This is a genomic window from Streptomyces sp. NPDC049577, from assembly GCF_040675635.1.
Taxonomy (GTDB): domain Bacteria; phylum Actinomycetota; class Actinomycetes; order Streptomycetales; family Streptomycetaceae; genus Streptomyces.
On record NZ_JBFAPH010000060.1, the window covers coordinates 1 to 23,134 of the forward strand.

Consider the following 23,134-nt stretch of genomic DNA (forward strand, 5'->3'; position numbering starts at 1 on the left):
GCGCCTGTGGCTCCCCGAGGGTCGCGTGACCCTCGCGGCCTCGCGCCTCCGGCAGGGCGTCACGCAGGGCACCAGCAAGGACCGGCTGCGCACTCTCGTGCAGGAGGACTACGAGTCGGCAGCCACCTACGGTCAGAAGCAGGACCTCGTCGAGGAGCTGCACACCTTCCTCTCCCGGATGAAGCCGGGCGATACCGTGTGCACCATCTCCGGTGGCCGCCTCTACATCGGTGAAATCACCGGTGAGGCCGAGCAGACGGAGTCGGAGGACCGTCGGTCCAACCTCCGCCGTCCCGTCACCTGGCAGGAGGCCGGGTACCCGTACGACGAGCTGCCGGAGGAGGTGCAGCAGAAACTGTCCATCCAGCATGACGTGGTGGACCTCACGGCCGTCCAGGCCGTCATCGACGGCCTCGGGCTGACGGACGAGGAGCTCGCGGACGAGGCCGAGTCCATCGAGCACGACCCGACCGTGGAGATACCCGCCATCGCCGCCCGGCGTGAGCTGGAACTGCCGGAGCCGACGGACGAGCTGGCTGCTCAGCTGCTCGTGCACGAGACATCCTGGTTGCGCGAGGTGCGCGATCTCCTCTGGGACGAGCGACAGCTGGTCTTCTACGGGCCGCCGGGTACCGGCAAGACCTACCTGGCACTCAAGCTCGCGGAGTTCCTCGGTGGCGGGCCCGAGCAGGTGAAGCTCGTCCAGTTCCATCCCTCCTACACGTACGAGGACTTCTTCGAGGGGTTCCGCCCCCAGGAGGATCCCGAGACCCGCGAGGTCGCCTTCCGTCTGACGGCCGGCCCCCTGCGCGAGCTGGCCGATCTGGCCTCCCGCGAGGGCAACCGGCATATCCCGCACTTTCTGATCATCGACGAGATCAACCGTGCCAACCTGGCCAAGGTCTTCGGCGAGCTGTACTTCCTCCTGGAATACCGGAACAAGTCGGTTCGGCTGACGTACTCCGGCGATGACTTCGCGCTTCCACCCAATGTGTTCGTCATCGGCACGATGAACACCGCCGATCGCTCCATCGCGCTCGTCGACGCCGCGATGCGGCGCCGTTTCGCCTTCGTGGAGCTGTCACCGCGCACCGAGCCGACGCAGCGGCTGCTGCACAGATGGCTCGAATCCCAGGAGAGGGCCTCCGAACCCGCCGATCTCCTGGACGCGCTCAATACCCGCATCGACGACCCGGACTTCCGGATCGGACCGTCCTACCTGATGAGGAAGGGCGTGTACCGGGAGGGTGGCCTGGAGCGGACCTGGCGTACGAAGATCCTGCCCCTGTTGGAGGAGCACCACTACGGCGAGGACGTCGACATCGAGAAGCGGTACGGTCTCGCCGCGCTGCGGCAATCGCTCCAGCAGCTGCCGCAGTCGCCGGAGCAGCCCGCGTGACTGCGACCGTCGAGCTCGTCGAGCATGCCCCCGCGACCAGCCACGCCATCCCGGACGCGGTCGGGCGGGTACTCGCCGGCGGCCGGATCGCGGAGGCCTCCCCCGATCCATACGCCCCGGGCCGCTGGCTGTTGCGGGCGGGCAGCAAAGTCGGAGCGATCACTGTCACCGCGCCGACCACCGACGAGGCCGTCACCATACGGATCGTGCCCAAGGTGCCCATCGCCCGCCTGTTCTTCCTGCTCGGCTACAACCTCGATCCACGCGGCAGCTGGCGCGACGGGCAAGTGGACGTCGCCGAGCACCGTGATCTCCTGCCCGCCTTGGCCCATGCCGTGGAGCGGCAGATCGACCGCGCGCTGGCCCGGGGGCTGCTCCAGGGGTACAGGTCCACCGAGGCGACTTCCCAGGTCGTCCGCGGCCGCATCCGGGAGGCCGACCAGATACGGCGCCGTTTCGGGGCGACGCTGCCGATGGAGGTGACGTACGACGAGTTCACGACCGACATCGCGGAGAACCGCATCCTGCGCGCCGCCGTCGAGCGCTTGCTGCGTCTGCCGGGCGTTCCACAGAACGTACGCCGCCGGCTGCTCCACCAGCGGAGCCGTCTCTCCGGTGTAACCGCCCTCCCCCGGGGCTACGCGCTGCCCGCCTGGCAGCCGTCCCGTCTCAATGCGCGCTACCACCACGCCCTGCATCTTGCCCGGGCCGTCCTCGACGGCGCCTCGGCGGATCACGCGCCGGGAGGATTGCGCTGCGACGGATTCCTGCTCGACATGAACCGGCTCTTCGAGGACTTCGTCACGACCGCCCTCCAGGAGGCGTTGCGCGGTACGGCCTTCACCGGCCGTCTCCAGGATGCGCACCACCTCGACGAGGCCGCGACGATCCGTATGAAACCCGACTTCGTCCTCTACGGAACGCAGTCGGCACCGGTTGCCGTGGCCGACGCCAAGTACAAGGCCGAGAAGCGGGAAGGCTTTCCGGACGCCGACCTGTACCAGATGCTTGCCTACTGCACAGCGCTCGGATTGCGAGAGGGACACCTCATCTACGCGAAGGGAAACGCACCGCACGCTGCTCACCGGGTCCGGCACGTCGGTGTCGTGATCCACCAGCACGCACTGAACCTCGACCAGAAACCCGCCGAGCTACTGGCGGACATCGCGGCCGTGGGCCGGCAGATGTGTGCCGGCCTGCCCGTATGATCGACTGCTGAGTGACGTTCAGGGGTGGGGAGTTCACGTCGTGCCGCAACTCGCGTTCGCCAGCAGCTTCTGGGAGAGCTACGACGTGCTGGAGAAGCCTGTCAAGGCCGGTGTGCGCAAGGCGATGGAGAAGTTTCAACGCCTCTCGGTCGCTGCTCTACACGCGGACAAGGGGCTGCACCTGGAGTCCGTCGACACGGCTCGCGATCCCCGAATGCGGACGATCCGCATCAATGACTTCTGGCGCGGTGTGGTTCTCGCGCCCGACGACGGCAGCGACGTTTTCCTCCTGGTGAAAGTCGTTCCGCACGACGACGCCTACTCGTGGGCGGCCAAACGGCTGTACACGACGAACGCGGCGACTCGCGGCCTGGAGGTACGGAACGTCGTCGCGATCGAGCAGCTGACTCCGGCCCTGGAGAAGGCGGCGGCCGATGCTCCGTCCTTGCTGTTCGCGAAGCATTCCGACACCGTGCTACGGCAACTGGGCATCGACGACCAGGTGTTACGTGCGGTGCGCACCGTCGTCGACAAGCCGCAGCTCGAAGCGTTCGGGACACTACTGCCGGAGGACCAGTTCGAGGTACTGCAGTACCTCGCCGAGGGATTCACTCCGGAGGAGGTCTACCGGGACGTCGTCACCGCACGTCGCCCGGCGAACGCCGGGCCGGACCCCGACGAGAGCCTCGCCGTCGCCATCGCCAACACCGCGAGCCGCATCACACTGATCACCGGACCGGACGAGCTGAAGGACGCCCTGGAGAAGCCGTTCGCGGCCTGGCGGGTGTTCCTTCACCCGTCGCAGCGCCGGGTCGCCTACCGCACGTCGTACGGAGGTCCGGCGCAGGTGACCGGGGGCCTGGGCACGGGCAAGACGGTCGTGGCACTGCACCGTGTCAAGCATTTACTGTCCCGTTCGCCCGACAGCAGGATTCTGCTCACTACATACACCAATGCCCTGGCCGCCAGCCTGCGCGAAAGACTGTCGCTACTGCTCGACGGTTACTCGGCTCTGCTGGCCCGGGTCGATGTGACCACGGTGGACGCCTACGCCTTCCGGATCGTCACCGAGTTGGGTGGCAAGGCCCCCTCCCCCGTCGGAGACCGGGAGGAGCGGCAGATGTGGCACCGCGTGGTCAGGCAACTGAACCTCCCGTGGACGGAGCAGTTCCTCGCGCAGGAATACCGTAACGTCGTCCTGGCCCAGAACATCCCCGGCCTCGACGCGTACCGCACCGCACGCCGGAGGGGCCGGGGCAGCTCGCTCTCCGCCGAACGGCGTGAGCAGCTGTGGCCCTCCGTCCAGCTCTTCGAGTCGAAGCTGCGTGAACGTGGGCTGAGCACGTACCTGCAGATCTGCGCGCGAGCCGCTCGGTTGCTGGGCGAGGCCGCGCCGGAGTACAGCCATGTCGTGGTCGATGAAGCGCAGGACCTGCACCCTGCTCAGTGGCGGCTGCTGCGCGCCGCGGTCACACCGAGCAAGGACGATATGTTCCTCACCGGTGACCCCCGTCAGCGCATTTACGACTCCAAGGTCTCACTGGGCTCATTGGGCATCGCGGTCACCGGGAGGGCGAGTCGGCTGCGCGTCAACTACCGCAGTACGGCAGAGATCCTCAGCTGGTCGACAGGCATCCTCGCGCCCGTGGCCGTCGAGGACCTCGGAGGCGAAGGCACGGACAGCCTGGCCGGCTACCGCTCTCTACTGCGGAGCCGACGGCCCAGGGTCGAGGGATATGGCTCGGAGGCCGCGGAGATCACGGCACTCGTCGAGCGGCTGAGAGAGTGGATCAAAGAAGGAATCCGTCCGTCCGAGATCGGCGTCTGCGCACGCTTTAACCTCCTGCTCGACAAGGCGTACGACAGACTCGACTCGGCCGGCATCCCCGTGGCTAGAGTCCGTGACAAACTCGGCCCGGATGTACCCGGGGTACGGCTGGCCACGATGCACGCGATGAAGGGCCTTGAGTTCCGGTGCGTGGCGGTCCTCGGGGTGACGGCGACCGCCCTGCCATTCGCACGCGAGGTGACGCCGGCAGCAGTCGACCCACTCCAGCACGACTCCGATATGTTGCGCGAGCGGTGCCTGTTGTTCGTCGCCTGCACCCGCGCACGGGAGGCACTGTACGTCTCCTGGACGGGTGAGCCGAGCCGGTTCGTGCCGTCGGCGCAGGAGGCTGCCCGCACATGAACTGAGTCAAGCGACGCATGCTACCTTGAGCCGCGCACCGACACTGAGTGCCCCGCACATGACACGGCAGGTCACGCATCTTCCGGAGGGGCTCATGACCAAGTCCGCAGGTCCGTCCTCGGTTTCCGTGACGCTCGCCGAGATCGCGCGCATCGCCGGGGTCGGCCGGGCAGCCGTCAGCAACTGGCGCCGACGCTACGAGACCTTTCCCACGCCTGTGGGAGGCACTGACACCAGCCCCCAGTTCTCTCTGGACGAGGTCGAGGACTGGCTCCGGCAGGAAAACAAGATCAAGTCTCCCGTGAGCCCATGGGACCGGCTGTGGCCCGAGTACGAGGCTCTGGGGGACCGGGATGCAGCGGGCGGGATCGTGGCCCGGGTCGGTCTGCGGCTGAGCGGAGCCGAAGCACCCCACGTCCTGACGGCACTGCCGCCCCTGGACGGGCCTCAGTCCGATTTGCTCGATCGCACGGTGCAGCTGGTCGGGCCCGGTTGTGGCCCGCAGGCCTTCCATCAGCTCCTGGAGCGCTGGCTGCGGGCCCATGTCCGGCACATCACGGTGACTCCGGAGCCGCTCGCCGAGCTCGTGGCCACGGTGGCTCGGAGCGTTCACTGTGGGCCCGTGCACACCGTCCTGGACCCTGCTTGCGGGTCCGGGTCCCTGCTTCTGGCCGCAGGGCGCCGGTGGAACGGTGGGGAGAGGGCGCTCGGCTTCAGGGCACAGGACAGTGACCCGGTGCTGGCGGCCCTGACCACGGCACGCCTCGCCCTGGCTGGGCAGATCGCAAGCGATCTGTCGAATCTCGCCGTCGCCGTGGGTGACACGCTGCGAGCCGATGCGCATGCCGCGGCTCGGGCCGACGTGGTGTTGTGCAACCCTCCGTCGAACGAACGCGACTGGGGGCACGGTGAGCTCGCGACGGACATGCGCTGGGTGTACGGGCAGCCACCACGTACCGAGTCGGAGCTGGCGTGGGTCCAGCACGCAGTGGCGTCCCTGGCCCCCGAGGGGGTTGCCGTCCTGGTACTGCCCCCTGCTGTCGCAGCACGCCGCGCCGGGCGCCGGATCCGTGCCGGCCTCCTGCGGGCCGGTGTGCTACGGGCCGTGATCGCCCTGCCACCGGGTGCCGCTCCGCCCTACGGGGTCGGGTTGCACCTATGGGTGCTCAGTCCCGAGGGCTCGTCCGGGCAGAGGGACACCCAACCCGAGGTTCTGCTGATCGACGCCACGCACGGCCTGCATCCGACCGCGGGCGACGGTGGCGGTTTCGACTGGGCGTCCGTGACAGCGCAGGTGGTGAAGTCCCTGGAGGGCCGGATCGGGCATGGCAGTATCTCGATCCCGGTGGTCGAGCTGCTGGACGAACGGGTGGATCTCACTCCAGCACGGCACATTCCCGGCAGCCGGGCGGCGACCATGGTCGATCTCAGGCGTGCCTGGGCGCGGTTCGACGTGCACATGGGTGAGCTGCACGACGCCTCGCGGGCGCTGTCGACACTGGCCCCTGCGCCCGACGGCGACGCCATACCCCTCATCAGCGTCGCCGAGCTGGAACGGGCCGAAGCAGTGGAGATTCTGACAGGCCAGACCCTGCCCGAGCCCCTGGTGCGGCGAGGGGAGCGCGGGGAGGACGAGGCTCGTGTGCTCATCGGTCCTCCCCTCCCCGGACTACCGGAGCTATGGCTACCCGCGGCGGCCGTGGCTCGGGGTGAACGGGACGGTTCCCTGACGGTCACCGCCTCGCAGGACGTCATCGTCTGTACGCTCGCCCGATCGTTCGACGCCCGGATCGAAACAGACGCACCGTCCGTTCTGGGACCTCAGGTACTGGCCCTGCGTGTCGACCCCGCTGTGCTCGATCCCTGGTTCCTCGCCGGCTGTCTCCGCGCGCCCGCCAACGTCCGGCAAGCGGGCACTCACGCGTCGACCTCGTCGCGCATCGACGTACGCCGCCTGCAGGTGCCCAGATTCTCCTTGGCGGAACAACGGCGGTACGGCGATATCTACCGGAAGGTTTCCGCATTCGAGCGTGGTATCGACGGGTTGAAGGCGGTGGGAAGCGAACTGACCAGTTCGCTCGGGGACCTGCTCGCCGCCGGACGGTTGCCGGGCGCGTAACCTAAAGCCTCGGCAAGTGGGTGATCACGGCCGCCACCTCGGCCTCGCGCCCCCGCTCGCCGAGCTCCAGGGCGATCTCCCGGCAACGCTCGACCAGCCGCGGCGGCACCGGGTCAAGCCCCTCCAACTGGCGGGTGGCGTCACGCCAGCCGGCAAGAGCTCCCTGGATGTCCCCTGCCGGAACCAGACACTCTGCGACGCCGAACTCCGCTTCCAGGACGAGCGGCCGCAGGGTGGCCGGCGCCCACCGGCCGGTGCCGGCCACCACTGCCCGGTACATGTGGTGTGCGCGATCCGTGTCGCCGTCGAGTCGTGCAATGTCGGCGCAGAGCAATTGCGCTTGCACGACAACGGGTTCGAGCATGCCCCAATCCGATGCCGCCTTGGGCAGGAGCACACCCAGCGCGGCACATTGATCACCCGGCCCCTCCGTCAAGAACTCCGAGCGGGCCAGCTCGATCCGGCAGCCGAACTCGCCACGGCTCAACCAGCTCCCTCGCCGGCGGGCGGTACGGCGGGCAGGGCGGCGGCCGCCTCCGGGGGTCTCCGTGCGCGGCTGGACCCGGCGTCCCCCCAGCCGGTACCGGGCGGTGGGGTCCGGGTACAGCTCCGGGTCCGGCGCCGGATCTCCGGGCCGGGGCACATACCTGCGCAGGACGTCGAGGACGTCGACGATCCCGGCAGGCCGGTCGGCGGGGCTCTTGGCCAGGAGGTCCCACACGAGATCGTCGAGGTCCTCGGGAATGCCCACATTGATGGACCGCAGGCGGCGTGGCAGGTCCTCCAGATGTTGGATGTTCATGCTGCGGTCCGGCCTGGCCTCGAAGGGGCGCTCCCCTGCGAGGAGTTCGAACAGGAGGCAGCCGAAGGCATAGGCATCAGCGGCGGGCAAGATGTCGTGCTGGCCGCGGATCTGCTCCGGTGCCATGTAGCCGGCGCTGCCGGGCGTGTCCCCGAGCGCCGTATAGCGGGTGGCATCCGGGTCGGTGAGGTGCACGATGCCGAAATCGAGCAGCTTCACCGTACCGTCGCAATGGGCGACCACGATGTTGTCGGGTTTCAGGTCGCGATGGACCACCCCGTGGCCATGGGCATGCACGAGGGCTTCGGCGATCTGGAACGCCACGGCGATCGCCGCGCCGAAGGGAAACGGACGCCGCCGGTCGAGAAATTCGCGCAGGTTGATCCCATCGACGTACTCCATGACCAAGTACGGCTCCTCGTCCAGGTAGCCCCGGTGAAGGAGACGCGGTATCCCGGGGTGGTCGAGCTCATCGAGGACTGCGCCCTCGCGCTCGAACCGCTTAAGCAGCTCGGCCCGGCGTCGTACGCGGTCGGCGGGGCTCAAGCGGCCCAGCGTGTAGGCGTCGAGGCGGAGGACCTTGACCGCGACACGCTGACCGGTCATCAGCTCGGTCGCCGTCCAGATGCTTCCCATGCCGCCCTGGTCAAGCGCCTCTTCGACCCGGAAGCGTTCGTCGAGGAGTTCCCCGGCGTCCACACCCATCACCCCACGTTCTCCGGCCCCTTGGCGCCAAACCTTAGCGTTCACAAGTCAATATAAGAGAATCGCTTGACTGTGTTCACAACCCTGCGCTTCTCTGGGGGTGCTACCGCTCCTCGTCCACCCCCAGGGGGACATTGTGACGCTTCGCCACCCTCCACCCGGCACAGATGGCAACGTGCAGCTCATTCGCACCTCGTTGCCTCTCCTGCGCGAGGATGCCCGGGACTGTCCGCGCGGCAACGCCCTGCGCGCCCGGCCGTTCCTGCAACAGAGCCCCCCACGGCCACGTCGCAAGCCGGTGGAGGACTTCGCACTGGGGCCGGTGATGACGGCGTTGGACGCCATCGAACACGACGGAGCAGCGGTTGCCGACGCGCTCGCCTCCCTTCGCCGGAACGCCAGACACCATCCCGCACATGTGAAGTGGGCCGAGACCGCGGTCCGTTCCTACCTGCGTGCCCGCGATGCGGCCGAGGCGGAACGACGCTCCTCGGCACGTCCCGCGACCCGCCCTGTGCGGTCACAGTGGACCGCTGTCCATCAGCGCGAGACTCCGGACCCACGGGGCGTGACACGGTACGAGCGCACGGCCTGGGGACGACGGTACGAGTCGGCCGACGGAGCGGAACGTGAGCTGTGGCTGCTGTCCGTCAACTCGGTCAAAGAGGACCGGCCCATCGCCGAAATCGCCGAGGCTGCGGCCGTCACGGCCACCGGGATTCCCACACAGGCTGCATACCAAGACATCCACCGCCCGGTACCGGGTAACACCCGCACACCCCGGCGTGTCCGTGTCGTCGGCATCGGCTGCGGCAGCGGTGTCCATGCCGTGCTCGCCGACTGGGACTTCACGGAGACGCTGCGGCAGTTCGAGGAGCACGCCAAGCCTGTCCTGGGCCGGGTGGTCGAGAACGACGTGCTGAACCCCGGCTCGACCTGTACGGGTTGCGAAGGGTTGGTGGGCTGTGAGCTGCCCCCACGGGTTCCGGGCCTGCTGGGGGTGCCCGGCCCACGACGGCCCCGCAAGCGGCGCTCCGTTTCCGCGACCGACCTTCGCACCCACGCCCGCTGCCCGGCGCAGTACCACCTCACACGCGGGCTCCATCTTGCGTCGGACGAACCCGAGAGCGAAGCCATCCGCAGGGGTCGCGCAGTCGACAACTGGCTCAACGAGCAGCACCGGCAGAGAAGCTGTCACGGCGCGCTGCCGACGGACGACCTCCCCGGGCTGTCGGCGGCCGAGCGGCAGTCCGCGTTCTCCATGCTCGCCCAGCACCGGCGAGTATGCCCCTTGGACGGACTTCGTGCCGGCGAGCAGGTGTGCGTGCAGCGACGCTTGGCCGCCTACGACCCAGAGCTCGACGTGGTGCTCATCGCCGACCCCGACCTCCTCTACACCCGCTCCGGCGGCTGGATCTGGCACGAGACCAAGACCGCCGGACACCGCCTCTGGGAGGGACGGGATCTCATGGAGGCCTACCCGCAACTCGCCTTCGCCGCACTGATGATGTCCGCCGGCGTACCCGGTGGCGATCCGCGCCGTTCGCGGATCGAGCTGGAAGTGCTCTACGAGGATGGGGCTCGTTGCGAGGAGATAGATCCCTGGGACCCCGACACCCTGGCCGATGCCCGCCGCATCATCGCCGGCCTGGCGGGTCCGTGGGCGGTTGATGAGACATACGCCCCTGCGGCCGGTGACCACTGCGCCGGCTGCGCGGTGGCGAAGCACTGCGTGGCGGGCCGGGCATACCTGGAGGCCCGATGACCGCCGCGGCCCACAACAGCGCGGACCTGCCACCCACAATCTCGGAGTGGTCCGCCCACAGGGGCATCCCCCTGATGCGCACACTGGCCACCGCGCTGCTCAAGCTTGAGGAGCTCACCGGTGTGGAGGCGTTCGTCCTGCCGTATCCGCCGGAGGTCCAACGTGCCCTCGACCGGACGGTACTGGCCTGTCTGGAACGCGGCGCCGAGCCGCCTGCGAGTCTTCCAGAGCTGCTTGCCTGGTGCCGCGACCGCCCGGTCGCGGACTGGCCAGTGGATCTGCCGGACGACGCGGTGGGTCCCGGTGACCTGCTGCTCGACCCGGAGTCCTCTCGCCCCACCGAGCTGTGTCACGAGTGGGCCGAGCAGTCGGCCGACAGTGCCTCGGCGCTCCGTGACCGCCAGATCATCCTCACGGCGCTCCGGTTGTGCCGGGAGCACGGGCAAGAGGACGCCTACACCGAGTTCCGCCGGCTGCTGGTCACCCGGCCCGTGCTCACCGCGGCGGAGGACTTCGCGGTCTCCATGGACCATGTGCTCGACCCGGTGAAGGAACTGCTGCGCGTGATCTACCAACCGGTCCCGGACAGCTACCTGAGCGGGAACAACTACGCGGTGTGCGGGCGGTGCCTCACTCTGCTGACCCCGCTGCGCGAGGGTGGCTGGTGGTGCGAGCGGGACCGTTGCCGCCGCAAGGGGCCACCGCCGGTGTCGCGCCGCATCCGGAAGGACGAGGCAGGTGAGCTGCTGCAGCTGGAGCGGCCGCTGCGCCAGTTCGTCACCGGCCCCGGCCGTGCCGAGGTGGAGCTGGAGAAGCGGCTGACGGCTCTCGGCCTCACCGTGCGGATGTGGCCCGCGTACGACGCGTACGACGTGCACGTCACCTTCCCCGACGGGCGAGTGTGGGCCATCGACGTCAAGGACTGGGCGCATCCCGCTTTCCTCGGCCGCGCCGCACGACCGGTCCGGCAGGAGCCGCCCCACGACGAGGCGTTCTGGGTGGTGCCGCAGGACCGCGTCGGCGCGTACCCGGGCTACATCTCCCTGTACGAGCGCAATCGTCCTGCCTCCGCAGAGGGATTGAGGTTGCTCACCGACACAGAGCTGATCGAACGTGCCCGACACGCGCTCGCCGGAGCTGGGAAGAGGCGGGGAGGCCACGATGCGCGATCGTGAGAGCTGGCACAGGCCGGTCACCGGCCAACTGGTCAGACTGTGGGGGGACGTGGCGTCCGAGCTGTCGGGAGTCAAGCCCACCGTGGTGTGCCAGGTCGAACTCGCACTCCGGCTGTTGGAGCGGATGGCGCCGGAGGAGCCGGCGAAGGGCGCATACGTGCTGTTCGGCGGTTATCCCTTCGCTCGGGCCAGGGGTTATGCGGCCTCGGAGGGCCATGAGGTCATGCTGACGGCTGCTCGCCATCTTCTGTGGCATCTACGCCGGCGCCGCGCCTGGCAGCAGGCTCTGGAAACCTACCTGGCCCTGCCCCTCCGGTTCCGCGCCTACGACGTCCCGGAGCCCGGCGGCCCTGCTCGTCACACTGAGCCCACGATCGCTTCGGACCGTCTCACCGTGTACGACGCGGCACTCGCCTCCCTGCCTCCGCTCGCCCGCAAGGCGTTGCCCCTGGCCCCCGCCGGACGTGCCACCTTCATCGACCGACGGCGGCCGACATCGGTCACTCTGCCCGAGGGACTGCGCCCCGAGCCCACTGCGGGGCACGACCCGGAGTCGGGACGCCCCGGGAACGGGGAGCCCCTCACCATCACCCGCGCCGACCTCGTGGAAACGGCTCGCTGGATGGATGCCACGGAGCGGAACAACGACGTCGAACACCCGGGTTACTGGGAAGACCGCCTCACCGAGTTGCACATCGCCCCCCGGGGCAGCGACGGGCCGGGCTTCTTCAGCGAGGACGGCGACCTGCTTCTGGACGGCCTGCTGCACCTCGCGGGCATGGTCGGGGCGGGCAAATCGACCCTGATGACACTGATCGCCGTGTGGGGGGCTCGCCGGCGTCCACAGCTGCGCACCACTCTCGTCGTCGGGGACGTTGCCGAGCAGCTGCGACTGACCGGTCTGCTGCGTGACCTCGGGCTGGCGGCCACACCCGTACTCGGTCTGACCACGCGCGAGACGCACGTGCAGCGGCTGCACCGCAGGCTCGCTTCGCGCGGCGTGCCCAGCCTCCTGGACCATGACACGCCCGCCTTCGACCACCTCAGCACCGTGTGCGTGGTCGACGCGCTCCGCAGCACCGAGGCGGCGCAACCCCTGAGGTTCGCGGACGCGCCATGCACCTCACTCCACCCGGAGAAGAGGCGCACCGGTGAAGGAAGGGGCGGGAACGCCGGTGCCATCACCCTGCCCGAGCCGTACCGGCCCGGGCACGGCCCTGCCGGAAACGACGACCGCCCGGTGGAGGTCAAGGGAACCCCGCACGGGTGCCCCCTGTGGTACGCCTGCCCGCGCCACCGTGCGGCACGCGAACTCGTCGACGCGCTGATCTGGGTGGCCAACCCGGCAAGCCTGGTGCAGTCGGCGGTCCCCCGCCACCTGGGCGACGAACAGCTGCGCCACCTCGAACTGGCCTGTCTGCGCAGCGACATCATCATCGTCGACGAGGCCGATTCGGTACAGATGAAGCTGGACGAGATGTTCGCTCCGTCGGCGACGCTGATCGTGCCCGGGCCGGCCAGGGACTCCTGGCTGGATCAGCTGCAGACACACAGGATCGAGGAGCTCTCCCAGCAGGGCCGCCTGCCGCTCACGGATCAGGACATCGAGCGCTGGTCCGCCTCGCTCAGCCTGGCGCACGGGGCGGCCGACCGCCTCTGCAAGAGGCTGATCGAGGACGAGGACCTGCGCAAGTGGGCCGACATCGAGTACTTCAGTCCCTGGACCCTGCAGGAGAAACTGCTCGGTGACTGGTTCGCACCGGAGGCAGCCCACGGTGCGCCCGAGGGAGTGCCCGACGAGACGGAGCTCTACGAGGCGTACGAGGACGACGCCCCGGAGCCGGGGCCGCCGGGACCCGGGACCGACGCCCTGCTCGCCGAGCTGACCAAGTGCTTCGACGACTTCCGTGACGATCCGCTGGGCGGGCACAGCCCCTACGGCAACACGACCGACGATCTGGTGCGACTGGCCCAGGACCTGCTCAACACCCTGTCCGGCACGGACACCCATGGCCGGGTGCTCACGGTCCTGCGCACCGTCCTGGGGGGTACCCCGTCCGCCGGCAGGGCTCAGGACGAGGCTTGGCTCGACCTCACCGCCTACCGGCTGGAGTTCATGCTGCTGCTCAGCGCCCTGCACCACAGGCTGGACCGGCTGGTGTTCCTGTGGCCTCAGGTGGAAGCCGCCCTGCACCTGGACTCGACCGGGAACGAGCTCTCCCGCCGCCCGCCGCTGGACTACGCGCCGCTGGTCCCCGAAGCCCCGATGGGCAACGTCCTTGGGTTCCAGTTCCTGCCCGACGACCGTGAACGGGACGCGGAGGGGCGGCACAGCGGCACCCTTCGTTTCTTCCGCTGCGCCGGAGTCGGCCGCGCCCTACTGCTGGGTCTGCACGAGTTGGGGGCCGATCCCGGACGCGGTCGCGAGGGCCCTCATGTGGTGCTCATGTCCGGCACGAGCTGGGCCGGGACCTCCACCAGGGCTCACATTCCCGCCCCCGTGGGCGCGGTGCTCAGGCCGTCGAAGCGGTCGCTGGAGGCGGTGAGCAGGTCCGTGTTCAGCACGCACTTTCTGTACGACGACGAGGGACGGCCCATGAGCCTGTCGGGCACTGAGCCCAAGGCCCGGCCCGCCGCGGCGAAGGCGCTGGTCAGCAGGCTGGGCTCGCCAGGCCGCGGCGGTGCTCCGAGCCCCCTGGAGCAGGAGCTGGCCAAGGTCGCCGACAGCCGCCGGCGGCGGGCGATCCTGCTGGTCGGCAGCTACAAGGAAGCGGCGATCACCGCTGATGTCCTGCACGGCATCGAGCGCTGGCACGGTCGCGTACGGGTGCTGGCGGCCGACGACGCGGAGCTGGAGCAGGCAGTGAACGGCCCGGTGCCGAACCGCCCCGCGCCGGACCGTGCCACGGCGCTGCGCCGCGGCGACCTCGCCTCGTTCGCCGAGGACCCCACGGCCGAGATCCTGGTGGCCCCGCTGATGGCGGTCGAGCGCGGTCACAACATCCTCAACGCCCAGCGCAACGCCGCCTTCGGCACAGCTCTCTTCCTGGCGCGCCCCCACCCGCGCCCGGACGACCTGGCCCTGGCCGTCTTCGCGATCAACGACTGGGCGTCCCGATTCGCCCGGGACGAACCGGGGCTCGTACAGGGCACCTTCGGCAAGCTGGCCGCCGACGCCGTCGACTTCGACACGGCCGGGCTGGCCTTCCGGCACGTGGCCCGCGGCGAATGGCGCCGTCTGCTGTCCCGGCGCTACATCTACTCGCGGCTGTCGGAGCACGAGAAGAAGTCCTTCACCTGGGACCAGCTGGTCACCATCTGGCAGGTGATCGGCCGCCTGGTACGCGGCGGCGTGCCGGCCCGGGTGGTCTTCGTCGACGCCCGGTTCGCCCCGCGCACGGCGAAACTGCTGTCACCGGGCGCGGCGGCGACCGCGCTTCCTGGGGAGGACGGCCTTCTGACGGGGCTGCGGGACGTTCTCGCCCCCTATTTCGCGGACGGTCCGGTCCTCGTCGACTCGCCCGACCCGGCCGACCCCGCGGTCGCCCGGCTGTTGTACGCACCGCTGTACAAGGCACTGCGCGACATCACCCACCACGTGTCCTGAGCAACCCGCCCGGTCCCGAGAGGACTCTCGTCATGGCTCGCTACTCATCGATCCGCACCGCCTCCTGGATACCCGTCTCGCCCGGTGCCTCCGCCGTCGGCCGGTACCGTGCGCTGCCCTTCCCCGAGCACTGGCGCGGGCCGCTGCTCGCCCTGTGCAACGAGGGGCGCAAGAAGCCGCTGGAGACGGTCCCCACATTCCGCATGGACCAGGCCGTCCAGGCACTGGCCCCCGATGTCCTGGTCCGCCCGCGCCCGCGCCGGGGCGAGGAACCGGACTTCTGGCTGTACGCCCCTGCCGATATCCCCGATCCGCTGCCTTCCACGGCTCTTCAGGGGCTGATCGGCGCGTGGCTGAAGGACCTGCGCCCCGAACCCGAGCACCGGGAGCTGCTGGCCGAGACGCGGGCCGCACTGTTCGAGGCCCCGCCCGACTGGCAGGAGGGTGTGGAGGTGGAGTTGCTGCGTTGCCCACCGACCACCGGCGGCACGGCCGCCCCCGACCCCCGGCAGTTCCAGCTGTCCACCGACTGGCTGGCACGGCGCATCCTGGAGCTCGAACCCTACGACTTCGGGGCGGGCAGGCTTCGCTTCCGCGCGATGCCGCGCGGGCCGCGTGACCAGGGTGCCGAACTGGTCTCGCAGGCCATGCGGTTCGAAGGCGGCTCCGAGTGGTTCTCGGTGGTTCTCAACATCACTCTGCACACGGTGCCATTCGATCCACTGCCCCGGTTCCACCTGCACTGCCACATCCGCCGGTACGCCACACGGATCGGCGCCACAACCGGCCGGCTCTATCTCCCGTACGGACGCAAGACCACGGTCCTGCTGCGCCCACGCGTGCCATGGCTGCCCGGCGCACCGGCAAGCGACCGGTTCGCGGTCGCCCGGCTCACCTGGGACAAGGGGGCTCACGACTGGGCCGGCGGCGGTCCGGCCGGGATGCTGCGGAGCATGTCCCTCAGGGAACCCTTCCCGGACGCGGCATCCATCCTCACGGCACCGGCCGCGTGGCTCGAGGACAGCATGCGGGCGGCCGTGGTGTACAGCACGGCGATGGGGTCGCACGAAGTGGGACACGGCCTGATGCCCGACCAGCGCTCCCGGATCGTGGAGTGGGCCGAACAGGCACTTCCGGAGCAGTTGCGTCCGGCCCCGCCGCTGGTGCACACCCGCCTGTCAGGGAGCGCACCGAGCAATCCGCGCCGTGAGCCGGTCAAAGCCCTGGAGAAGACCGCCGAGGAGAAGCGGCGGGCGGAGGCCCGCCGCAAGGGCGTCGCGTTCGCGCTGGGCGCCCTGTTCCCGGACACGGAAGCGGGTGACGTGGGCGAGCTGCCGTGTCTGGAAGCCCGGCTGTTCTGGCAGACGCCCGTCATGCGGGACACAGCCGTCGCCGCACTCGTCGCGCACTTGGATCTGAAGGGCGACGGCGGGGCGCCGGAGACCGAGGTGGCCTACGAGAACACGGTGGTCCTGGAGTGGCAGACACCGGAGCTGACAATGCGGCTTCGCTGCCGCAAACTGGTGCGTTCGCTCGGGCAGGACCTGGCCCTGCCGGAAGGTCGCCGGCACTCCCGTGCCGACGTGACGACCGCGATCGGTACCCGTCGCAGGCAGATGGCGGCCTTCGTCACGGAGGACGGCCATACAGCGACTCCATCACTCGCGCTGATAGAGATCGACCGGGCCAAGGACTTCACGTCCGCCGACCACGACGCCAAGTTCGCCTTGCGACTCGGTTGCGCGGACGCCGGCGTGCTGACCCAGTTCATGGCCGTCCCGAAGACAGCGAAAGGCTACAACAGCGAGAAGAACAAGGAGTTCCGCGCGGCCAAGGCATGGGACGACGGGCTGCGGCAGCTGGGCGTCCGCGTGCACCCCGAACACAGCCTCGGTGACCGGCTCCCGAAGGGCATGCGGTACGCCGCCGCATGGATGGTCCGCAAGAACAGCAACAGCCGGACGCGCTGGGCTGGACACGTACCCGTCGCGGTGCTGGTGACACCGGAACCGTCAGGCGAAGGGCTCGCCCGAGTCGAGGGCTGGGACGACGAGGCTCATGCCTGGGTTCCGTACCCCGTCATGCTGCTGCGCCTGACGAAGCAGTCCGAGGTACCCACGGGCCCGGTTCCCGCACCGCGTGACGGCGAGTCGCCGGCGACACGGCCGTCCTGGTGGTCGGACAGGACCGAGCAGCGCCGGGCCACGGAGGAGTGGCTGCAGCGGCTGCGTCCCAAGCTGCGCGGTACTCCCACCCTTCTGCTCGCACACAGCCAGAACATGCGCTCGCACTGGACATGGCTCCAGGACGGCACGGCGGTGGCCGACAAATTCAAGGACGGCCATGCGCCGTCCCGCAGGCTGGACCCCGATCTGCGGCTCGTCCGAGTGCGCTCGGCGCGTAACAGGGAGACGGCCCAGTGGTGGGCCGTGAACCCGGAGGGCGCCAACGGTCTCGCCGCGCACCTGTGGCGGGATCCGGCCGACGGCTCGGACGTGGCCCGTGTGTTCTGGTCCACCACTCCCAAGGCCCGCACCTTCAAGCTGTCGGTGGCGGCCGACAAGCTGGCCCCGCGGGTGAACACCAAGGGGAAACTCACCATCGACACCGACAAGGCCGCCTGGAACCCCGGGCTGGTGGAGCTGGCCGTGCTCGGCTGTCACACGGAGGACGGGGACTCGCCGGAGGCTCTGGCGGTCGCGGTCCACCAGCTCCGCCAGGCACCCGACGTGCCGGACGCACTGAGCCTGCCGCTGCCCCTGCACCTCGCGGGGCTCGCCCAGGAGTACGTACTGCCGACGCGTGCAGAAGATGGCGAGGAGCCCATCGCCGACGCGGCGGAGGACGCCGACCCCGACACCGCGGCCGCGCCCGGCCTCGTGTCGGAGCCGGATCCCGAGGAGCTCGCCGAAGGACAGCTTGCTCTGTGGCCCGAGGAGACCACGGTTCCGTAAGCCTCTGCACTCCGAAGGAGACAAGCGGACGGAACTGCCGTCGTCAGCAGCTCCGTCCGCCCTGCTTGCTCCGCGGTCGGGCTAGGTCAGTTCTCCGTCTTCTCCCGCCACAGCGTCACGCTGTCATCCAGTTGCCACGCGCGGAGCGCCACGCACTGGCGGAGCAGCGGTCCCAGGTGCAGCAGGGTGCCAGAATCGGTGACGAGGACTACCGCGCGGGTCACCCCAGGGCTGGTGGGCAGCAGTGTTTCGGCCTGCTCGACAGCCTGTCGGCATGCCTCGGGCCGGGGGTCCGGGTAGGTGAATGCCCCGCCGGAGCCTCCTGGATCCGGTTGGTTCCCCACACATCCGGCCGCTGATGCGACCACAGCGCGCCAGTGGAGTCCCGGCGCGTTCGCCGCTGCGGCTTCCGTCGGGAGGCGGCGGTACCTCCCCCGTCGACGGAGGTCGCAGGGCTCCGGACCGAAGTGCGCGGCAGAAAGACCGCGTCCGCGAAGAGCAATATCTGTATCCGTGACATGAGAAATAGGTGCAGGGTGCGGAGAGCATTCCTCGACCGTCGGCCTTGGCGCGATTTTCGCTCGTGCAGGGCCGATCGCACCGTGCTACTGTCGATCTCAGTTGCAGGTGTGGTTGCCAGAAGGTTCATTTCCGACGGGGTAATCATCACGGCGACACGGAATTCACGCAGGGTGAATTCCTGGCACCGCCCCCAAGGAGAACTGAAATGGCTACTGGAACCGTGAAGTGGTTCAACGCGGAAAAGGGCTTCGGCTTCATCGAGCAGGACGGCGGCGGAGCCGACGTTTTCGCCCACTACTCGAACATCTCCGCCCAGGGCTTCCGCGAGCTGCTGGAAGGCCAGAAGGTGTCGTTCGACATCGCGCAGGGCCAGAAGGGCCCGACGGCCGAGAACATCGTTCCCGCCTGACACCGGCACCGACGCATACTTCACGGCCGGGGCCCGCACCTCTGGGGTGCGGGCCCCGGCTCGCTGTATTTCAGGGCGCGGAATTTCAGGGCGCTCGACGGCAAGGCTCCTTCACATCACCGACCGGTGACATATTCCCCGCCGGCCCGACTCGCCCACATCGACTCAGGCTCGTCTCGAAGATTCTCTGCGCCGCTCATGTGCTGCGGGAATTCCTTGCTGCGCGCCCCGTCAAGGAAGGTTCCGCATGAAACATGCCCGCACATCCCGCACATATGACCGATCCGGGGATCCGCGCCGCTCCAAGGGCTACGGAATCCGCCGGGCCGGACGGGCCGTACAGACCGTACAGGGCGATTTCGCGCCGCCGAAGACGATCACGCCCGCGCTGCCTGCCGTCGAGGCGTTCGCCGATCTCGCCATGCCTGCACGGCTGTTGGCCACGCTCGGCCACGAAGGCGTGACCGTACCGTTCCCGATCCAGGCGGCGACCTTGCCCAACTCCCTGGCCGGTCGTGACGTACTCGGCCGCGGCCGCACCGGCTCGGGCAAGACCCTCGCCTTCGGCCTCGCCGTACTGGTCCGCACCGCGGGGCGGCGGGCAGAGCCGCGGCAGCCGCTCGCCCTCGTCCTCGTCCCCACCCGTGAGCTCGCCCAGCAGGTCACCGACGCGCTCGCTCCGTACGCCCGCTCCGTGAGCCTGCGGCTGACCACGGTCGTCGGCGGGGTGTCCCTCGGCAGGCAGGCCGGTGCGCTGCGCGCCGGGGCCGAGGTGGTCGTCGCGACGCCCGGGCGGCTCAAGGACCTCATCGACCGGGGCGACTGCCGATTGGGCGACGTCGATATCACGGTCCTCGACGAGGCCGACCAAATGGCCGACATGGGCTTCATGCCCCAGGTCACCGCCCTGCTCGACCTGACGCGCCCCGACGGGCAGCGGATGCTCTTCTCCGCCACTCTGGACCGCAACGTCGACCTGCTGGTCCGCCGCTACCTGACGGACCCCGTGGTCCACTCCGTCGACCCGTCCGCGGGCGCCGTTACCACGATGGAGCACCACGTACTCCATGTGCACGACGCGGACAAGCACCGGACGACCACCGAAATCGCGGCGCGAGACGGTCGAGTGATCATGTTTCTCGACACCAAGCACGCGGTCGACCGGCTGACCAAGCACCTGCTGAGCAACGGTGTCCGCGCTGCGGCCCTGCACGGTGGCAAGTCCCAGCCGCAGCGCACGCGGACCCTTGCCCAGTTCAAGAGCGGGCACGTGACGGTACTGGTGGCGACCAACGTCGCGGCGCGCGGGATCCACGTCGACAACCTCGATCTGGTCGTCAATGTGGATCCGCCCAGCGACCACAAGGACTATCTGCACCGCGGCGGTCGTACGGCCCGCGGCGGCGAGTCCGGCAGCGTCGTCACCCTGGTGACCCCCGACCAGCGTCGCGGTATGAGCAGGCTGATGGCTTCAGCCGGTATCACCCCCCGGGTCGCCCAGGTGCGTTCGGGCGAGGCGGAGCTGAGCCGCATCACAGGCGCCCAGGCCCCTCCCGGTGTCCCGGTCGTCGTCACCGCGCCGGGCGCGGATCGTCCCCGCGGCGCGTCTTCTCCGGAACGCCGGGGTCGCCGGGGCCACGCCGGCCAGGGCCGGCCCGTCGGCGAAGCGGCGCGCCGCGGGGCCCAGCGACGGGCCGGCTTCGGCTCGGCCGCCTAGTGCCGCCGCGATCACAAGCCCACCCCCTTCCGGTAGGAGGTACCCATGACGCCGGCTCAGCCCCAGCAGGATGCAGTCGTCCTCTCCCCCGAAACCATGGTCGAGGACAGGGAGGCGTGCGGACCCCGGGTCCGCGACGACATGACGGTCGAGGTGGCTCTGTCACTCATGGCCGGCGCCCGTGTCGATCACCTCGTCCTCTGCGACGGGGACGACCAGAGCACGGGTCTGGTCACCCTGGCCCGGCTCGCCGTCCTCCGCGACAGCCCCACCTACACGGACCGGATCCGTCTGCGGGACATCCCCGGCGGACCGTTCACCTCGCCCGGCGCTCGGCCGGACACCGCCGGGGAGCTTTGCCGGGCCCCGGGCGTCCTCGCCCTCGCCCGCTGACCCACCCCGCCCGGTCAGCCCGTCGTCCTTCTCCCCTGTGAGGCATCATGCGCTGTGTCATCGCCCGGTACCCGTTCGAGCTGACCAAGAACGGGGTGCTGGCCTTGATGAAGGGCATCACGCCCGAGCCCGTCACGGGCGAGTCCGTGACCATCGGCCGCCGCCGCTACCCGGCCAAGCAGGTGGGCCAGGTCATCACCCGGCAGGACCCCCGTGACTTCAGCAGCGGCGAGGTCGTCCGGGCCATGACCCGCCTCGGCTTCACCTGCCACGACCACCCCGAGACCGCACCGGTGACTTCCCCCACTGCGCTCCAGACCGCTTCGGCGCTGCTCGGGGGCACCGCTTCCCCGGAGGCGGCCTCCCCGGGGCTGTGACGGGCGGGCGGAAAACCGCTGCCGAAGACTGACGAGGGCCCTGCCGACGCGCGTCGGCAGGGCCCTCGTCGTCGTACGCCGCCCCCGCCGCAGGCCATCGGATGCCTGTGGTCGCCGTACGGAAAAATCTACTCTCGCCAGAGTAGACTTTTGCTGCTGGTGCGGTTAGTCTTTTTCTCGTTCACACGGTCAAGAAGACCCGGCAGACACGAACTGGCGGGTGGCAGTACCGCAGTACCCGTTCGGTGGTTGGTTCGGAAGGACGGAGGAACAGACGCCATCAGGATCGCCCGGCCCGGGAAGCTCTCGGTCCGGGTACCGCAAGACCCCGGATTGGATGGTGGTCCCCGGTCACGCAACCGCGATCCCCGCACCCCTCCCCTCACGGGGCCGGGTAGCGGAAACAGAAGGTCGGCACAGCATGAGGGCCGACAGATGGTGTTCAATTTCCTTCGGGGCCCTGGTGCCGTACGGCGCCAGGGCCCCTCGACGCGTTGACACAACGAGGTGACATGGCAGCAGATACACCGCTCAGCGATCGTCTGGACGACGACGACTACCCCGCCTACACGATGGGCCGGGCCGCCGAAATGCTCGGCACCACCCCGGCGTTCCTCCGGGCCATCGGTGAGGCCCGTCTGATCACTCCGCTGCGTTCGGAAGGCGGACATCGCCGGTACTCCCGCTACCAACTGCGGATCGCCGCTCGCGCTCGCGAGCTCGTCGACAAGGGCACCCCGATCGAGGCCGCTTGCCGCATCGTCATCCTCGAGGACCAGCTCGAAGAAGCTCAGCGCATCAACGCCGAGTACCGCCGTGCCGCGAACGAGGCGTCCGGCAGTTCCAGCCCCGGTTCGACCTGATCACGCGGGCGCGGGCAGGCCGGCCCGACCGCGTACGACTCTTGAATGCGCATGAATGAAGACGCACACGGTCGGCCCGCCCGTCCCTGGGTCAGTGGTCGGAGTAGCTGAAATCGCCCACGGTCCAGGCGCTGACGTCCTCGATCGCGACGCGGTACATTCCGCCCGTCTCCGGGATCCCCACCGTGCCCTGCAGGATCCGGGCCACGTGGAAGTGCAGGTGCGTGGGCGGGCCGCCCTTCTTCGCGGGGGCGTCGAAGACGGCGGAGAACTCGCCCAGGTCGGCGGAGTCCGCCAGCACCTCCGACACCCTGCGCCGCCACATGGCTTCTGGAGCCAGCCGGCCGGTGATGACAGCACCACCGGTGACCACGGTCAGGGACATCTGGTTGCTCTGCCCGGACTCCACACGGGCGGCGATGTCGAGGATCAGCTCATCAGGCTTCGGCATGGAATCGGATTCTATGCACTCGCCCGCCCGGGCGGCTCGGGTGGCGGTGCCACCGCCCGGACGAGCGTCGTTTCAGGGCCGGGACACCGCCGTCAGCCCTCCGTCGCCACCCGCTTGAGGATCGCCACGCACTCCACGTGGTGCGTCACCGGAAACAGATCGAACGCCCGCAGCGTCACCGGCCGGTAGCCCGCCTCCGCGAAGTACGCCAGGTCGCGGGCCAGGGCGGCCGGGTCGCAGGCGACGTACGCGATGCGGCGGGCGCCCAGGCCCGCGAGGTGCTGGACGGTGCGCTTGCCCGCGCCCGCGCGGGGCGGGTCGATGACGATGATGTCGGCCTTCTCGATGCCCGTGCGGGGCAGGACGGACTCGACCTTGCCGTGCTCGATGCGGACCCGGTCCAGGTCCGCCAGGTTGTGGCGGGCGTCCTCGACCGCGCGCTTCGAGGACTAGATGCCCAGCACCGCGCACTTCTCG

At 69.5% G+C, this 23,134-nt stretch carries 15 protein-coding genes and 1 pseudogene; 13 read left to right on the plus strand and 3 right to left on the minus strand.

Annotated features, from left to right (window positions below):
- From AB0K09_RS10145 to AB0K09_RS10160, 4 genes are all read left to right on the plus strand, one after another.
- Window positions 1-1,399: AAA family ATPase (locus AB0K09_RS10145; RefSeq protein ID WP_366064851.1), on the plus strand; the 1,399-nt coding region annotated here is incomplete at its 5' end.
- On the plus strand, window positions 1,396-2,607 hold the full coding sequence (locus AB0K09_RS10150; RefSeq protein ID WP_366064852.1) for a restriction endonuclease: 1,212 nt from the start codon (window positions 1,396-1,398) through the stop codon (window positions 2,605-2,607). The genes AB0K09_RS10145 and AB0K09_RS10150, both read left to right, overlap by 4 nt.
- A 40-nt stretch (window positions 2,608-2,647) precedes the next feature.
- Complete coding sequence (locus AB0K09_RS10155; protein ID WP_366064853.1) at window positions 2,648-4,798, plus strand: UvrD-helicase domain-containing protein; 2,151 nt, start codon at window positions 2,648-2,650, stop codon at window positions 4,796-4,798.
- Between the two features lie 94 nt (window positions 4,799-4,892).
- Window positions 4,893-6,917 carry an N-6 DNA methylase gene (locus AB0K09_RS10160; protein WP_366064854.1) on the plus strand — a complete coding sequence of 675 codons (2,025 nt, stop codon included), beginning with the start codon at window positions 4,893-4,895 and terminating at the stop codon, window positions 6,915-6,917.
- A 1-nt stretch (window position 6,918) separates the two neighbouring features.
- Here AB0K09_RS10160 and AB0K09_RS10165 read toward each other — a convergent pair whose 3' ends face one another.
- A complete protein-coding gene (locus tag AB0K09_RS10165) occupies window positions 6,919-8,424 on the minus strand; it encodes a serine/threonine-protein kinase (protein ID WP_366064855.1) in 1,506 nt (501 codons plus the stop codon).
- Window positions 8,425-8,992: 568 nt separating this feature from the next.
- Between AB0K09_RS10165 and AB0K09_RS10170 the strand changes: the two genes are divergently transcribed.
- The 9 genes from AB0K09_RS10170 to AB0K09_RS10210 all read left to right on the plus strand — a co-directional run bounded on the left by AB0K09_RS10170 (window position 8,993) and on the right by AB0K09_RS10210 (window position 22,206).
- Entirely contained in the window at window positions 8,993-10,189 is a 1,197-nt protein-coding gene (locus AB0K09_RS10170; protein ID WP_366064856.1) for a PD-(D/E)XK nuclease family protein, read from the plus strand.
- Window positions 10,186-11,364, plus strand: a complete 1,179-nt coding sequence (locus tag AB0K09_RS10175; RefSeq protein WP_366064857.1) for a hypothetical protein — start codon at window positions 10,186-10,188, stop codon at window positions 11,362-11,364. Before AB0K09_RS10170 ends, AB0K09_RS10175 begins: the two co-directional genes overlap by 4 nt.
- Entirely contained in the window at window positions 11,351-14,971 is a 3,621-nt protein-coding gene (locus tag AB0K09_RS10180; protein WP_366064858.1) for a hypothetical protein, read from the plus strand. Before AB0K09_RS10175 ends, AB0K09_RS10180 begins: the two co-directional genes overlap by 14 nt.
- A gap of 32 nt (window positions 14,972-15,003) precedes the next feature.
- Window positions 15,004-17,925 (plus strand): DUF3962 domain-containing protein, encoded by a 2,922-nt coding sequence (locus tag AB0K09_RS10185; protein WP_366064859.1) that lies wholly within the window; start codon window positions 15,004-15,006, stop codon window positions 17,923-17,925.
- A 727-nt stretch (window positions 17,926-18,652) separates the two neighbouring features.
- Window positions 18,653-18,856 carry a cold-shock protein gene (locus tag AB0K09_RS10190; protein WP_030730357.1) on the plus strand — a complete coding sequence of 68 codons (204 nt, stop codon included), beginning with the start codon at window positions 18,653-18,655 and terminating at the stop codon, window positions 18,854-18,856.
- 247 nt (window positions 18,857-19,103) lie between these two features.
- Window positions 19,104-20,573: a DEAD/DEAH box helicase gene (locus AB0K09_RS10195; protein ID WP_366064860.1), complete on the plus strand. Its 1,470-nt coding sequence runs from the start codon at window positions 19,104-19,106 to the stop codon at window positions 20,571-20,573.
- Window positions 20,574-20,618: 45 nt separating this feature from the next.
- Window positions 20,619-20,966 carry a CBS domain-containing protein gene (locus AB0K09_RS10200; RefSeq protein WP_366064861.1) on the plus strand — a complete coding sequence of 116 codons (348 nt, stop codon included), beginning with the start codon at window positions 20,619-20,621 and terminating at the stop codon, window positions 20,964-20,966.
- 47 nt (window positions 20,967-21,013) lie between these two features.
- Entirely contained in the window at window positions 21,014-21,343 is a 330-nt protein-coding gene (locus tag AB0K09_RS10205; protein WP_366064862.1) for an SCO5918 family protein, read from the plus strand.
- A gap of 512 nt (window positions 21,344-21,855) precedes the next feature.
- On the plus strand, window positions 21,856-22,206 hold the full coding sequence (locus AB0K09_RS10210) for a MerR family transcriptional regulator (protein ID WP_366064863.1): 351 nt from the start codon (window positions 21,856-21,858) through the stop codon (window positions 22,204-22,206).
- Between the two features lie 91 nt (window positions 22,207-22,297).
- Here AB0K09_RS10210 and AB0K09_RS10215 read toward each other — a convergent pair whose 3' ends face one another.
- Together AB0K09_RS10215 and AB0K09_RS10220 are read right to left on the minus strand one after the other, a co-directional pair.
- The gene (locus tag AB0K09_RS10215) at window positions 22,298-22,657 is read right to left on the minus strand and encodes a hypothetical protein (protein WP_366064864.1); all 360 of its coding nucleotides are present in this window, start codon (window positions 22,655-22,657) and stop codon (window positions 22,298-22,300) included.
- Between the two features lie 92 nt (window positions 22,658-22,749).
- Window positions 22,750-23,134: pseudogene (locus tag AB0K09_RS10220) on the minus strand (RNA methyltransferase); the annotation flags it as partial.

Coding starts and splice junctions, on each gene's coding strand:
- AB0K09_RS10180 (WP_366064858.1), top strand. CDS start 11,351: ATGCGCGATCGTGAGAGCTGGCACAGGCCGGTCACCGGCCAACTGGTC.
- AB0K09_RS10175 (WP_366064857.1), top strand. CDS start 10,186: ATGACCGCCGCGGCCCACAACAGCGCGGACCTGCCACCCACAATCTCG.
- AB0K09_RS10160 (WP_366064854.1), top strand. CDS start 4,893: ATGACCAAGTCCGCAGGTCCGTCCTCGGTTTCCGTGACGCTCGCCGAG.
- AB0K09_RS10210 (WP_366064863.1), top strand. CDS start 21,856: ATGGCAGCAGATACACCGCTCAGCGATCGTCTGGACGACGACGACTAC.
- AB0K09_RS10195 (WP_366064860.1), top strand. CDS start 19,104: ATGAAACATGCCCGCACATCCCGCACATATGACCGATCCGGGGATCCG.
- AB0K09_RS10215 (WP_366064864.1), bottom strand. CDS start 22,657: ATGCCGAAGCCTGATGAGCTGATCCTCGACATCGCCGCCCGTGTGGAG.
- AB0K09_RS10185 (WP_366064859.1), top strand. CDS start 15,004: ATGGCTCGCTACTCATCGATCCGCACCGCCTCCTGGATACCCGTCTCG.
- AB0K09_RS10200 (WP_366064861.1), top strand. CDS start 20,619: ATGACGCCGGCTCAGCCCCAGCAGGATGCAGTCGTCCTCTCCCCCGAA.
- AB0K09_RS10165 (WP_366064855.1), bottom strand. CDS start 8,424: ATGGGTGTGGACGCCGGGGAACTCCTCGACGAACGCTTCCGGGTCGAA.
- AB0K09_RS10190 (WP_030730357.1), top strand. CDS start 18,653: ATGGCTACTGGAACCGTGAAGTGGTTCAACGCGGAAAAGGGCTTCGGC.
- AB0K09_RS10205 (WP_366064862.1), top strand. CDS start 21,014: ATGCGCTGTGTCATCGCCCGGTACCCGTTCGAGCTGACCAAGAACGGG.